This window comes from Streptomyces sp. NPDC017246 (genome assembly GCF_044331325.1).
GTDB lineage: Bacteria > Actinomycetota > Actinomycetes > Streptomycetales > Streptomycetaceae > Streptomyces.
The window spans coordinates 745,628-759,022 of record NZ_JBIRMW010000001.1; the positions used below are offsets into that span (position 1 = coordinate 745,628).

Below are 13,395 nucleotides of genomic sequence, written 5' to 3' on the forward strand. Positions count from 1 at the left end.
CGCCGGTCGGCCCGGGGCGCTGTCACCGGAGTTCCTCCAGGGCCCCTCCGAACTCGGCCAGTCTCCGCGCCACATGGGGCAGTTCCTCCGGGTCCCGCGCCCCGAGCGTCTCGGCGCGCTCCTCCTCCGTACCGCCCAGGAACATGTCGGTGCCGAACCGGACGCGCAGGGCGCCGAGTTCGTCGCCGAACCGGTGGCCGCCGGTGGCCGGTGCGCCGAGCCGCCCGGTGAGATGGCTCTCCAGCTCCAGGGAGTCGGTGACGCCGCGGGCGGCGAGACCGGCCCGCAGCGGTCCGAGGTCGGCGTAGAGGTGACGGCCGGCCTGCGGGGGCCGGGCGAGGGCGCCGGCGGCCAGCACGGTGCGGTGCGCGGCATCGGCCAGGCGGCCGTGGACGGTGGCCGCGCGCCGGGCCCGTTCGGTGACGTCCTCGGGTTCGTCGAGGGCGTGGGACGCGGCGGGGGCCACGGGCCCGGGGACGACGGCCCCGAGGGCGGTGAGCACGTCGAGCACGCGGGCCCTGCGGTCGGTCCAGCGGTCGGCCCGGGACGGGTCGGTGGGCGGGAAGCGGGCGACGGCGCAGGGCCAGGCGGCCGGGGTGAGCGCCCCGGCGAGGTCGCAGAGGACGGTCACGTCGTCCGGGCACATCTCGGCCGGGCTGAGGAGCACGGTGTCCTCGGGGTGGTGGCGGGTGTCCCGCCAGGTCTCGTCGCTGATGACGTGCAGGCCTTCGGCCACGGCGGCCTCGCAGGCCTCGCGGACGAGTTCGGGCGGGGCGACGGTGGCCGTGGGGTCGTCGGCGACGGAGAGCAGCAGGACCCGCGGGGAGCCGCCCTCGGCACGGATCCGCCGGACGGTCTCCAGGAGGGCGTAGGGGTCCGGGACGCCGCCGCACTCGGCGGGGGTCGGCACGTGGTACGCCGGGCGGCCGAGGAGGCGGGCCTGCGGGGTCCACCAGGCGGGGCAGGGCCGGGGCAGCAGGAGGTCGCCGCCGTGGGCGGCGATCAGGGCGAGCAGCAGGGCGGGGGCGCCGGGGCCGGCGACCACGTCCTCGGGATGGGTGCGCAGGCCGCGGCGCCACCAGTAGCCGGAGGCGGCCTCGCGCAGGACGGGGCCGCCGCCGGGCGGCTCGGGGGTGGTCCGTCCCGCGGCGGCGGCGAGGAGTCCGGCGAGTCCCGGCAGGACGGGCAGGCCGGTGTCGGGGGCGGGAGGGCCGTAGCGCACCGGGCCGCGGCCGTCCGGAGCCGTCTGCCGCATGTCCCGTACCTCCTGAGCGCACGGGGGCGCCGACACGGCACCCCCGTGCCCTTTATACGAAGGTTCGCCCGTTTTCGCCGCTCCAGGCGTCGCTTCGGGCGACGGGCGGGGCGGCCGCGGGCGGGCGGGTCAGACGACGGTCACTGGGTGCCGGACGACGGCGTTGAAGAGATAGCCCTGGGTGTTGTGGACGGCACGCTCGGGCTGGGTGTTGCCCGCGGTGTCGGTGGTCCGGGAGAGCAGGGTGACCGGCCCGGTGGTGTGCGGGCGCCAGGGCACGCTCCAGCGGACCCAGCCGTCCCGCCGGGGCGTGTCGTGGAGGTGGGCCCGACGCCAGTGGGTGCCGCCGTCGGTGGAGACCTCGACCTTCCGGACGGGTGCCAGGGCGGACCAGGCGCGGCCGGTGAGCCGGTGGGTCCTGTCGGCCTCCAGGGTGGCGCCGAAGGCCAGCTGGTAGGCGGACTTGAGCGTCTGGCGGCCGATCGGGGCGGAGCCACCCTCGGGGTGGGCGGGGCCGAAGAGGCGGTACCAGTCGGTGGACCAGGGCGAGCTGAGCGGACGGGTGGAGACCTCGATGTCCCCGAGCCATTTGATCGAGGCGATGCCGACCCAGGAGGGCACGACGAGCCGGACCGGGTGGCCGTGGTCGTACGGGAGGGGCTCGCCGTTCATCTCGTACGCGAGGATCACGTCGTCGAAGGCCTTCGCGACCGGCAGCGGGCGGCGGACCGGGCCGTAGTCGACGCCGCCGGAGACGTACGGGTCGTCGAGGCCGCGCGGCAGGAGGTCGACGGCGTCCCGGGCGATCCCCGCGCGCCGCAGCACGTCGGAGAGGCGCACCCCGCGCCAGCGGGCGGCTCCGACGGCCCCGAGGGTCCAGGCGGTCCCGGTGGCCGGCTCGCCCTGCTGGCTCGTGTAGAGGCTGCGGCCGTTCCCGGCGCACTCGATCAGGGCCGTACGGGTGACGGAGGGCAGGTCGCGGAGCTGCCCGTACGTGAAGTGGACCGGGGCCCGGCCGTGCAGTCCGTCGCCCCAGAGGGTCAGCCGCCAGTCGGCGGCGTCGAGGACGGGGGTGGAGGTGTGGTTGCGGACGAAGAAGCGGTCGGCGGGGGTGAGCGCGCCGGTGTCCCCGAAGCTGTCGAAGCGCGCTTCGGCGTTGGTGCCCCGGCCGGTGAAGTACTCGGCCGGGAGGGCCTTGACGATGCCGGGCGCGGCGAGGGGAGCGGTGGCGACGGCTCCGGGCGCGGCGAGGGGGCCGGCGGCTCCGGGGACGGCGTGCGCGGGGGCGGCGGTGGCGATCCCCCCGAGGGCGGAGACCGCCGGGGCCGCCGCGAGGACCTTCAGCAGGGAGCGGCGGGCGGGCGCGGGCGGGTTCTGCACGGGACTCCTCGGCGGGCGGGAGAGGGGCGCCACCGGGCGGCGGCGCGGCCGATCCTAGGGGCGCGGAGGCGGTCCGGACGGTCCGTTCACGCTGCTGTCACAGTGGGTTCGTCAGGTCCGTCCCGACAGCGGGCCGGGCGGGCCGGGCGGGCCGGTGAGGCCGGACGCCCGGGAATTCCCGGAGGCGGCCGAGGCGCGTCACGGCCGACAATGCCGCATGCCGATACGTGAAGCACATCCCGAGGACGCGGCGGCTCTCGCCGCCGTGCACGTCCTGTCCTGGCGGGCCGCCTACCGCGACCTGCTCCCCGGTCCCTACCTGGACGCCCTGGACGTGGCGGAGCGCACCGCCGTGTGGCGGTCGCGTCTGACGGCCCCGGACCGGCCTTCGGTCCTGGTCGCGACGGGCCCGGACGGGCGGGTGCGGGCGTTCTCCTGTTTCCGGGCCTGGTCGGGCGAGGGGCTCGATCCCGGGACCACCGGTGAGCTCGCGGCGCTCTACGCCCTGCCGGAAGTGTGGGGCACGGGGGTCGGGAGGGCGCTGCTCGCGGAGTCCACGGAGGCGCTCGTGGCGGCCGGGTTCCGCACGGCGGCGCTGTGGGTGTTCGCGGAGAACGCACGGGGGCGCCGCTTCTACGAGGCGGCGGGGTGGCGGCCGGACGGGACGGTGATGCGGGAGGAGACGGGGGGTCGGGTCCTCGACGAACTCCGTTACCGGCGCGACCTGTTCGACTGAGCTGCTGTCCATATTCCAAGACGCAGGTCTCATCATTCGACATGGGTGCGTACGGTGGTGAGCACGCACCCACACCGAGGGAGTCGTTCCGATGACGCATGCCACCGCCCCTTCCGCACACCCCGCTCCCCATGAGACCGCCGTCTACACCCACGGCCACCACGAGTCCGTCCTGCGCTCGCACAGCTGGCGGACCGCCGCCAACTCGGCGGCCTATCTGCTGCCCTCGCTCTCCGCCGGCCTGGACGTCCTGGACGTGGGCTGCGGCCCCGGCACCATCACCGCCGACCTGGCCGCCCTGGTCGCACCCGGCCGGGTGACGGCGGTCGACGCGGCCGAGGACGTCCTGGCGAAGGCCCGTGCCGTGGCGGCCGAACGCGGCCTGGAGAACGTCGGGTTCGCCGTCGCCGACGTCCACGCCCTGGACTTCCCCGACGACTCCTTCGACGTCGTCCACGCCCACCAGGTGCTCCAGCACGTCGGCGACCCGGTGCGGGCGCTGCGCGAGATGCGGCGGGTGTGCCGCCCCGGCGGTGTCGTCGCGGCCCGCGACAGCGACTACGGGGCCTTCGCCTGGTACCCCGAGCGGCCCGCCCTGGACGGCTGGCTGGACCTCTACCACCGTGTCGCCCGCGCCAACGGCGGCGAACCGGACGCGGGCCGAAGGCTGTTCGCCTGGGCCCGCGAGGCCGGCTTCACCGAGATCACGACGACCGCCGCCACCTGGTGCTTCGCCACGCCGGACGAGCGGGTCTGGTGGAGCGGCCTGTGGGCGGACCGTACGACCGATTCCACCTACGCGGACCTGGCCGTGTCAGGCGGCCACGCGACCGGCGCCGAACTGACGTCGATCTCGGAGGCCTGGCGGGAGTGGGGCACCCGGGAGGACGCCTGGTTCATGGTCCCGCACGGCGAGATCCTGTGCCGGGTGTCCTGACGGGCCGGCCGCCGGCTAGGCGATGCCGGTGCCGTCGGCGGGCAGCCGGTCGTCGAGGTGGTCCGCGGCGAACCCGAGGCGTCCGGCGATCGCCCGGTAGCGGTCGCGCCGGTCGCCGGTGACGGGGACGTCGTACACGGAGAGGATCTGGAGGAGGAGACGGAAGCCGAGGTCCGGGTCGACCGCCGTGACCACGTCCTCCAGGACCCGCGCCACTCGCCGTACCGCCTCCGCGTCGGCGTGGACCGCCTCGCGGACCTCCCTCAGCACCGGCTCAGTCAGCTCGGTCCTGGCAGCGGCCAGGTAGGGCGCGTAGGCCGGATCGACCTCCTCCAGATGCGCGTGGCACACCTCGGAGACCTGCTCCAGCCAGGCCCTCGCGTCGACGTCGAACTCCTCCTCGCCGAGGACGTACAGCCGCCCGGAGGCGGTCCGCCAGAGCAGACCGATCGCCTCGTCGGACAGGGCGGAGTCGAGGAGCCGCCAGACGTCGTCGAGGAGCACGGCGGCGTGGGCGCCCGGAGCGCGTCCCGGGCCGTCGGCGGCGACCTGCCGGACGGTCTCGCGTGCGGCGCCCGTGTACCGCCGGTCCGTTCCGTGGAGCGCGGACGCGAGCATCGGCAGCCCGAAACGGCCGGCCCCGAGGTCGCGGCGGCCGGGATCGAGCGGCCGCCAGCGCACGGTCAGTTTCTCGTGGACGGCGGCCCGGGGGTAGGCCAGCAGGTCGCCGATGGCGAGCAGCCGGTCGTACGCGTCCGCCGCGACGGGCACCGAGTACGCCTTGAGGGCCCTCAGGAACAGCCGGAACCCGAGGTCGGCGTCCACCTCCCGCACGACCCGGTGGAGGGCGGGGACGATTCCCGGCACGGCGACACGGAGCCCGAGACCGGCCGAGGCCGCGTCGATCTCCGCCGCCACGGCCGTCCGCAGCTCCCCCTCCGGCACCACCGGCCGCGACGCGTCCAGGGACTTCACCTCGTACGGGTCGCGCTCCGGTGTGCGCGGCGGGCACAGCTCCGCGACCCGGTCCAGCCAGGCCCTGGTGTCCGTGCCCTCCTCCGCCGGGTCGAAGCAGCGGCGTACGGCCGCCAGCCACACGGTGTGGAGCACCTCGTCCGGCAGCGCGGAGTCGAGGAGGAGGCGTACGTCCGCTCCGAGCCGGTAGTCGTCGTCCTCCGCCTCGGATGCGGCGATGCCGAGGACGACCGGCTCGTCGAGACGGAGCGTCGCACGGGAGCAGAGCGTGCCGGCGAGGCCGCTGAGCCCGAAGTCGGCAGCGTAGTCGTACAGGTAGACCTCGCGCGTGGACGCCATTCACGTACCTCCTGTGCGGGAACGGGCACCCCCCGGCGCGAGGGTGCCCGTTCCCATCGTCGCCGCCGCACCCGCTCGGGAGCGGGTACGACGTGACGACGGCGTCCGCCTTCGGGCGCCGTCCCCGCTCTCGAAGCCGTCCTCAGGAGAAGTCGTGCACCCCGAGGCAGTCCGGGTCCTGGAGAGGGCAACTCGGATGGGGGGTGCGGTCCGGCTCGGGGGGCGGAGGCGGCCCCTGGAGGTCCGGCGCCGGCGGCGGCATCGCGAAGGATCCGCAGAGGCAGGCGCCGCAGGTGCCCGAGAAGCGGGGCTCGCCGTGCCGGAAGCGGGGGTGTCCGCACCGGCACTCCTGTGTCGCCCAGGCCGCCATCTCCGGACCTCCGCCCCCTCCCGGTCTCCGTGCTCTCCAGGGTAGCGACCGCGCCCCCGGATCGACCCGTGCTCAGCTCGGTCGCATCCTGAACTCGTAGGCGTCCGGCAGGGGTTCGTCGGTGAGGCGCTCCCAGAGCTCGCCCAGCACCTCGGCCCCCTCACGCAGATCCGCGACCTCGAAGCCCTCGTCGAAGACGGCCCGGGCCTCGTCCCGCCGGCCCTCGGCGAGCAGCAGCCGGGCTTCGATCAGCCGGAAGGCCCCGCTCCGCCGGGCGGGCTCCGGCAGCCGGTGCCAGAGGGCGCGGGCGCGGTCGGGCGGACCGACGGCAAGCAGGGCGACGAGGGCCTCGTGACCGAGCGCGGCGGCGAGCGTGACGTCCGTCGCGACGCGGGCCGGGTCGGCGGCGGCGTCCCGGCCTGGTGCGCCGTCCGCCGCACTCCGGCCCGGGCCGGCGTCCCGGACGGCGGAGGAGGCGCCGGCCGCCTCCCCTCCGATGTGGTCGGCGAAGGCCTCCGCGAAGCGCTCGGCGGCCCGGTCCGGGTGTCCGTCCTCCCGGTCGGCGACGGCCAGGCAGTACAGCAGGGGCCACCGTACGGCCGCCTCCTTGAGTCCCCGCTCCCAGCTCCGTACCGCCTGGGCGCGGTCACCGGCGTGCCACTGGGCGATGCCGAGCTGGTACTCGGTGGACGGGTCGGCGGGCGCGGTCTCCAGCATGTCCCGCCAGGGGACGGCGACCAGCGGCGGCCCCGGCGCGGCACCCTTCGCCGGGGGCGGCAGGACACCGGTGCGCAGCAGTTCCCGCCAGGGATGCTGCTCCGGTCCGAGCGTCGACTCGGGGAACGGAGTGCCGGGCAACGCGTAACCGCCGCGGAGCACTTCGAGCGCGCCCCAGCCGGAGCCGGCCGCGAGGACCTCGTCCGGCGCGGCGTCGGCGGCGTTCTCCCGCCAGGCCGTGTACGCCGCGTCGACTGCGGTACGGGGCAGCGCGTCGGCCAGGCTCCGCTCGACGTCGGCGCGGGCCGCCGCCCAGTCGCCGCCGAGCGCCGCCTCGGGATCGGCGGCGAGGGGACCGTACGCCTCCAGCCAGCTGAACTCCTCGCCGCCCGCGAGTTCCAGGTGCTCCAGCTGGGTGCGGGCGAGCCCGGCCTGGATCTCGGCGTAGCCGGGGGTGCCGGGTTCCGTCAGCCACTCCTGCCAGCGCCGCCCTCCGCGCCCGGTGCCCCACACGAAGAGCTTGCGGCCGCGCAGCGCGTCGGTGGAGGTCTGGACGAGTCCGGTGCCGTCCGCGTCGAGGGCGGCGATCCAGCGGCGCTGCTCCTCGGGCAGGTCGTAGAACCAGTCGGCGGCGTGCGTGCTGTTCGACGGGCGGGTGCGGTCGACGCCGTCCTCGGTGACCGGTACGGGGACGCGGCGCAGGCCGCGTTCGTAGCCGTGGCGCCAGGCCGCGTCGGCGGGGGCGACGATCCGGCGGTCCTCGGGGACGGCGATGTTGGACCACCAGTAGACGGGGGCGGGGCGCTCGTGGGGGTTGCGTATCCGGACCCCGACGTACAGGAAGTCGGAGCCCTCCGGGAGCCAGAGGTCGACCTGGAAGGGCAGGTCTCGCAGTCGCTCCCACTCCCAGAGGCGGAGCATCGGCCCGCCGTCGGGCGCGCGGACCGTCGCGGCGTGGAGGGGCGAGCAGGACAGGGTGGTGTGGCCGGTGGCCCCGATGTTCCACTCGACGCCGCCGGAGAACCAGGCGCCGTTGAGCGCGAACGCGGCGGGCTGGAGCACCGGGTTGCGGTAGAGGAGCTCACGTCCGGTGGGCTTGTGGTGGAGGGAGTGGATCCGGCCGCCGAGACCGGGCAGCACGGTGACCCGGAGCCGGTCGTTCTCGATCACGAGCGTGTCGAGGTCCGCGGGGGCGCGCTCACGGCCGTAGCCGTCGCGCAGGGGGGCGGGCAGCAGGCTGCGCAGGGGCGCCCGCCCGATGCCCCGGGCCATGTCGCGCGGGAGTTCCGCGAGAGTCCGGGCGTCGACCGCGTGGGCCCCGGGACCGGCGGGGGCCCGCAGTGCGGGAAGAGGGTTGTCCGGGCCCAACGGGGCCGCGGGCAGCGTCAGTACGGCACGTCGTACGGTCGTCATTGCCCCATGGAACACGCCGGGGCCCGTCCTGACCAGGGGTTCTCCGCGTCAGGCTTCGGTAAAGGGCGGGGCCGGGGGGCGGCCGGATATTCCCGGCGGCGGGGACGGCCGCCGCCGTACTGTGGAGGGTCGGCCCGCCGCCCGGCGGCCGGGGATCATGGCACAGGGAGTACGCGGAATGGGCACGCAGCACACCTACCGGGTCATCGTGCGCGGCACGTTCGACGGTCTGTCGGAGGAGAGCCGCGCGCGGCTGCTCGCCGAGGTGGACGCGCACGGGCTGACGGCGATGCAGTTCACGGAGGAGGGCTCGCTGACCTACGACCGGACGCTGAAGCACTTCTCGTACCGCCTGGTCGTCGTCTCCGACGCGGAGGACGGCGAGGAGATGGCGGGCGCGCTCGCGGAGGACCGGGTGGAGACGGCGCTGCGGGGACTCGGCCACGGGTACGGGGCGCTGCGCTCGACCGTGACCGACCTCGACACGATGAAGATCAACTACAAGCGCTGAGCGACACCGGACCCGACGGCCGGGGCGGGGCGGGGCGGGGGGCGAGGGCCGGGGGCAGGGACCCGGGGCCGGCCGTCGGCCCCGCGTGCGCACGGACGCCGGGCCGTCGACGCCGCGCCGTGCGTCGCGGGGCCGGCGGCGCCGTGCGGAAGCCAGGCCCTCAGCGCCGTGCCGTGCGTACGCGGGGCGGGCAGGTCTCCCCCTTGCGCACGACTCCGATCGTGACGGTGGTCCGGCGGTCGAGGTCCGTGCCCGCCGCCGGGTACTGCGTGCAGACCTGCCAGCGCGGCGGCCACAGCACCCGCCGGTCGCGCCCGCTGACATCGTGGACGGCGAGCCGGGTACGGCGGTCCAGCCGGGTGAGGACGCGCCACAGACCCCGGTCGAGGAAGTCCGGCATCGGGCGGGTCCCGGCGTCGTCGCCGGCCGCGGCACTCTCCTCCGTCGAGGTGACGGCGACGGCCGCGAGCGCGAGGACCGCACCCGCGCCGACGACCGCACGCCGCCTCACTTCCGCCCCCGGGCGGCGGCGTAGTAGCCGCAGGCGGCACCGAGGAGCGCGGTCGCGAGCAGCGCCAGGTAGAGCGGCATGGAGACCTCGGGGATGAGAAGGCGGATCCTGACCTCGCGGGTGTTCTCGAAGATGAAGACCAGGGTGACGACGGCGAGCGCCATCATCCCGATACGGCTCGGGGTGAGGGCCTCGGCGAGCCGGGACCTGCCCCCGCCCGCTGTCCGTGACGTCTCGTTGGGACTCATTGCCCGGCCCTCTCCTCCGTCGTGCCGTCGGTCGTACCCGGCCACCGCCGTGGGACCAGAATGGGGCGCGTGGAGCCCCACCGTGACGGCGAGGGGAGCCGTACGGGTGACTTGTCAGACAACGTGGGCCGACTACGGTAGGTGCCGGACACCGGCGGAGACAGACGAGGAGCGGCCGTGGCGGTCAGCGGACAGCGGCGGCGACCGGTCGTGGCGCTCTACGAGCGGATCGCGGACGCCGTCCACGACGGCACCTATCCGCCGGGGTCGACCCTCCCCTCGGAGCCGAAGCTCGCCGCCGAGCTGGGCGTGAGCCGGCCCGCCCTGCGCGAGGCGCTGCTGCTGCTCCAGGAGGACGGTGTGCTGACCGTACGGCGCGGGGTGGGCCGCACCGTGAACGACCGGCCGCCCCGGCGCGGCTTCGAGCACGTCCAGCCCCTCGAGGAGCTGATCGGGGCGGGCACGCCGCTCCGGGTACGCGCGCTGCTGCGGACGGTCGAGGAACCGACCGACTTCACCACCCAGCACCTGCTGGCACCGGCCCGCGCCGAGCTGCGGTTCTGGGAGTCGGTGCTGGCCGGGGAGGGTGTGGCGGCGGCCCTGAGTCACGAGTGGGCGGCGGCCGACGAGCTGCTCGACCGGGTGCATCCCGAGTTCGCCCGGGCCCTTCGGGCGGCGGAGAAGGACTCCCCGGCGCCGGCCGGGGGCGCCGGGCACGGACCCGCCGTCTCCATGCTGTCGGTGCTGGTGGGCGCCTCGCGCGAGACGGCGCTGAGCGCGCACAGCGGCATCACGGCGACGCTGCTCGGACGGCGGCGCGGGGAGCAGCTGGGGCGCCCGGCGGACACTCCCGCCGTGCTCGTCACCCAGGTGGTGCGGGTCGGCGAGACCCCGATCCTGGCCGCCAAGCACATGCTGCCGACGGGCGCTCCCGCGCTGCCGGTGCTGCAGTCCCACTAGGTCGCGCCCGCCCCTGATCCGCCGGAGGGGGCGGCGTGGCGTACACTTCCCCGCCATGCACTTGTCTGACAACCCTGCCACGCCTGCCGCCACCACCGTCTCCGAGTGGATCCGCCGGGCCCCCAAGGCCGTCCTCCACGACCACCTCGACGGTGGGCTGCGCGCCGCGACCATCGTCGAGCTCGCGCGGGAGTGCGGCTACACCGCGCTGCCGACCGAGGACCCGGCCGCGCTCGCGCTCTGGTTCCGCGACGCCGCCGACTCCGGTTCGCTGGAGCGCTACCTGGAGACCTTCGCCCACACCTGCGCGGTGATGCAGACCCGCGAGGCGCTCACGCGCATCGCGGCCGAGTGCGCCGAGGACCTGGCCGCGGACGGTGTCGTCTACGCCGAGATCCGTTACGCCCCCGAGCAGCACCTGGAGGGCGGTCTGAGCCTCGACGAGGTCGTCGAGGCCGTCAACGACGGATTCCGCGAGGGCGAGCACCGCTCCGGCGGCCGCATCACCGTCCGCACCCTGCTGACCGGGATGCGCCACACGGACCGCTCGCTGGAGATCGCGCAGCTCACCGTCGCGCACCGGGACAGGGGCGTGGCCGGCTTCGACATCGCCGGCGGCGAGATCGGCAACCCGCCGGCCCGCCACCTGCCCGCCTTCCAGCACCTGAAGCGGGAGAACTGCCACTTCACGATCCACGCGGGCGAGGCCGTCGGCGCGGAGTCGATCCACGAGGCCGTGCAGGTCTGCGGCACGGAGCGGATCGGCCACGGCGTGCGGATCACGGACGACATCGCCGAGGACGGCACGCTGGGCCGGCTCGCCTCGTACGTCCGGGACAACCGCATCGCCCTGGAGGTCTGCCCGACCTCCAACCTCCAGACGGGCGCCGCGAAGGACTACGCCTCGCACCCGATCGACGAGCTGCGCCGCCTGGGCTTCCGGATCACGCTCAATACCGACAACCGGCTGGTCTCCGGCACCACCATGAGCGAGGAGTTCCAGCACATGGTGGACGCCTTCGGGTACGGCCCGGAGGTCTTCGAGGAGTTCACGGTCGCCGCCCTGGAAGCCGCCTTCCTGCCGCTGCCGGAGCGGCAGCGGCTGATCGACGAGGTCGTCCGCCCGGGCTACACGGCGCTGCGGGCCGTCTCGGGCTAGGTCGCCCTTCCGGGCCGGGCACGATCCGGGGGAGGCGGTCTAGCCCACTCGCCCCCGCACCAGGGGCAGTTCGAACGTCCCCGTCTCCTCGGGGGCGCTGACGACGGTCACCGGCTTGACGCCGCGGTTGCCGGAGTACGCCGTGTCGCTCGCCGCGATCACCAGCTCCAGCCGGTGACCGGCCTCGTAGCGGTGGACGACGGCGGGCAGCTCGACGGTGAAGGGACGGGTGACGTCGGGCACCCGCACCGGTGCGACGAGCCGGTTGACCAGGGTCTTGGTGCCGTCGGGGGCGAGGTCGTAGAGCTTGGCGAAGAGCACGAGCTTGTCGGCGGCGTCACCGGAGCCCTGGACCCGCTCGGTCGCCGGGGAGACCACCTTCAGGGTGGCCCTGGGGGCTCCGACGAGGTCGACGGGTCCGGTGAGCGGGGCGCTGGTCCAGCCGAGGTGGGTGCCCGGTGTGTCGTACGGCTCCGGGTCGGGCAGTCCGATCGTCCCGGCGAGCGAGGACTCCGAATGGCTCGTCGCGAAAAGCCAGTTGCTGTAGGTCCGCGAGCCCCGCGCCACCTTCGCGCGGTTGTCGACGAGCTTGCCGTCACCGGACAGGTACAGCCGTTGGCTGAGCGCCGGCACCCCGGACGCCGTGCCGTAGCCGCTCTGCCCCTCGCGGTACCAGGCGAACGCGGGGCCGGTGTCCGCGCCCGGGTTCTTCCGAAGGTGGCGGTCGAACCAGCCGAGGACGCGCTGCCCGACGTAACTGCTCTCCAGGTTCCCCTGCCCCAGGTCGAGTTCGCCCGGCCGCTGTCCGCCGCTGTGCCCCCAGGACTGCCAGATCATCCGGGTGTCGACGCCGCGTTCCCGCAGGCGGTCGTAGGTGGCCCGCGCCTCGTTGAGGGTGAACAGGGTGTCGGCCTGGCCCTGGACGATCAGGGTGGGGGCGGTGACCCGGTCCAGATACGAGACCGGCGAGACGCTGCGGGCGTAGGCGAGCATCTTCTCCGTCTCGGCCTTCGGGTAGCTGCCGGAGTTGAGGAGCCGCACGGTGGCGCAGGCGTCGGTGACGAAGTGCAGACAGCCGAGCGAGTTGATCCGGCTGGGGTCGAGGGAGGGGACGAGCAGCGGCTGCCCCTCGCCCATCAGATAGAAGCCGTTGGCCCATTGCCATTTGAAGACGCCGGGGGTGGCGCGGTCGGCGGCGTTGGGGGCGAGGGAGTACGCGAGGTCGTTCCAGGTGATGAGGGGGACGAGGGCGTCGATCCGGGGGTCGACGGAGGCGGCGGCGAGCTGTACGGCCCCGCCGTAGGAGCCGCCGATCATGCCGACGCGCGGGTCGCCCGCGCCGTCCCGGGTGACGAAGTCGACGCGGGTGCCGTCGTCGGCGGTCCGGCCGCCGGCGAGGAAGTCGACGAGCCGGGCGGCGGCGCGGCCGTCGATCTCCGGGTCGTCGAGGGAGATCAGGCAGCCGGACGCGCCGAAGCCGAGGCCGGAGTAGACGAGGCCCACGTAGCCGCGCTCGGCGAAGGCCCTGCCGATGGCGTCGGTGGAGCCGTCGCTCTTGCTGCCGCCGAAGCCGTTGGTGGCGAGGACGGCGGGCGCGGGGTGCGCGGCGTCCACTCCGGCCGGCCGGTAGAGGTCGGCGTCGACGGCGCAGCTCCGTCCGCCCGCCTCGACGGTGAACCGGAGCGGGGTGACGGTGTACGCAACGGTCGCGGATCCCGCCTCGGCTCCCGCGGCGGGAGCGGCGGGAGCGGCGAGTGCCGGCGACACGGCGAGCGCGGCCGCTCCGGCCACGAGCGCGAGGGTCTTGCGGGTTCGGGGCACGGCACGGGACACAGAGACCTCCACGCTGAGGACGACGCCGAGTGACCCGGTCACGTACCGACT

Annotated in this window: 12 protein-coding genes; 5 read left to right on the top strand and 7 right to left on the bottom strand. The window is 75.1% G+C overall.

Translation table 11 applies throughout. The annotated features are described in order from the left end of the window. Window positions 1–22 precede the first annotated feature (22 nt). Both ACH4MY_RS03385 and ACH4MY_RS03390 read right to left on the bottom strand, forming a co-directional pair. Window positions 23–1,255, bottom strand: a complete 1,233-nt coding sequence (locus tag ACH4MY_RS03385) for an aminotransferase class I/II-fold pyridoxal phosphate-dependent enzyme (protein ID WP_397996786.1) — start codon at window positions 1,253–1,255, stop codon at window positions 23–25. A gap of 129 nt (window positions 1,256–1,384) precedes the next feature. Beyond that, window positions 1,385–2,635: a sulfite oxidase gene (locus tag ACH4MY_RS03390; RefSeq protein WP_397996788.1), complete on the bottom strand. Its 1,251-nt coding sequence runs from the start codon at window positions 2,633–2,635 to the stop codon at window positions 1,385–1,387. Window positions 2,636–2,852: 217 nt separating this feature from the next. On the opposite strand from ACH4MY_RS03390, the gene ACH4MY_RS03395 reads away from it, so the two are divergent. Both ACH4MY_RS03395 and ACH4MY_RS03400 read left to right on the top strand, forming a co-directional pair. Beyond that, a complete protein-coding gene (locus tag ACH4MY_RS03395; RefSeq protein ID WP_397996791.1) occupies window positions 2,853–3,371 on the top strand; it encodes a GNAT family N-acetyltransferase in 519 nt (172 codons plus the stop codon). A gap of 91 nt (window positions 3,372–3,462) precedes the next feature. Next, a complete protein-coding gene (locus ACH4MY_RS03400; protein WP_397996793.1) occupies window positions 3,463–4,308 on the top strand; it encodes a methyltransferase domain-containing protein in 846 nt (281 codons plus the stop codon). Between the two features lie 15 nt (window positions 4,309–4,323). Here the strand turns inward: ACH4MY_RS03400 and ACH4MY_RS03405 are convergent, their stop codons facing one another. Further along, on the bottom strand, window positions 4,324–5,622 hold the full coding sequence (locus ACH4MY_RS03405) for a hypothetical protein (protein ID WP_397996796.1): 1,299 nt from the start codon (window positions 5,620–5,622) through the stop codon (window positions 4,324–4,326). Window positions 5,623–6,064: 442 nt separating this feature from the next. Next, window positions 6,065–8,122 carry a DUF5107 domain-containing protein gene (locus tag ACH4MY_RS03410; protein ID WP_397996799.1) on the bottom strand — a complete coding sequence of 686 codons (2,058 nt, stop codon included), beginning with the start codon at window positions 8,120–8,122 and terminating at the stop codon, window positions 6,065–6,067. A gap of 178 nt (window positions 8,123–8,300) precedes the next feature. Here ACH4MY_RS03410 and ACH4MY_RS03415 point away from each other — a divergent pair, with 178 nt between their 5' ends. Continuing rightward, a complete protein-coding gene (locus ACH4MY_RS03415) occupies window positions 8,301–8,633 on the top strand; it encodes a DUF6204 family protein (RefSeq protein WP_397996800.1) in 333 nt (110 codons plus the stop codon). A gap of 160 nt (window positions 8,634–8,793) precedes the next feature. Here ACH4MY_RS03415 and ACH4MY_RS03420 read toward each other — a convergent pair whose 3' ends face one another. Continuing rightward, the gene (locus ACH4MY_RS03420; RefSeq protein ID WP_397996803.1) at window positions 8,794–9,144 is read right to left on the bottom strand and encodes a hypothetical protein; all 351 of its coding nucleotides are present in this window, start codon (window positions 9,142–9,144) and stop codon (window positions 8,794–8,796) included. Continuing rightward, window positions 9,141–9,392 carry a DUF1049 domain-containing protein gene (locus ACH4MY_RS03425; RefSeq protein ID WP_397996806.1) on the bottom strand — a complete coding sequence of 84 codons (252 nt, stop codon included), beginning with the start codon at window positions 9,390–9,392 and terminating at the stop codon, window positions 9,141–9,143. The genes ACH4MY_RS03420 and ACH4MY_RS03425 overlap by 4 nt, the downstream gene beginning before the upstream one ends. Before the next feature lie 177 nt (window positions 9,393–9,569). Here ACH4MY_RS03425 and ACH4MY_RS03430 point away from each other — a divergent pair, with 177 nt between their 5' ends. After that, on the top strand, window positions 9,570–10,352 hold the full coding sequence (locus ACH4MY_RS03430) for a GntR family transcriptional regulator (RefSeq protein WP_397996809.1): 783 nt from the start codon (window positions 9,570–9,572) through the stop codon (window positions 10,350–10,352). Window positions 10,353–10,407: 55 nt separating this feature from the next. Then, entirely contained in the window at window positions 10,408–11,511 is a 1,104-nt protein-coding gene (locus ACH4MY_RS03435) for an adenosine deaminase (protein ID WP_397996812.1), read from the top strand. Window positions 11,512–11,550: 39 nt separating this feature from the next. Here the strand turns inward: ACH4MY_RS03435 and ACH4MY_RS03440 are convergent, their stop codons facing one another. Further along, window positions 11,551–13,356, bottom strand: a complete 1,806-nt coding sequence (locus tag ACH4MY_RS03440) for a CocE/NonD family hydrolase (RefSeq protein WP_397997398.1) — start codon at window positions 13,354–13,356, stop codon at window positions 11,551–11,553. Window positions 13,357–13,395: the final 39 nt, after the last annotated feature.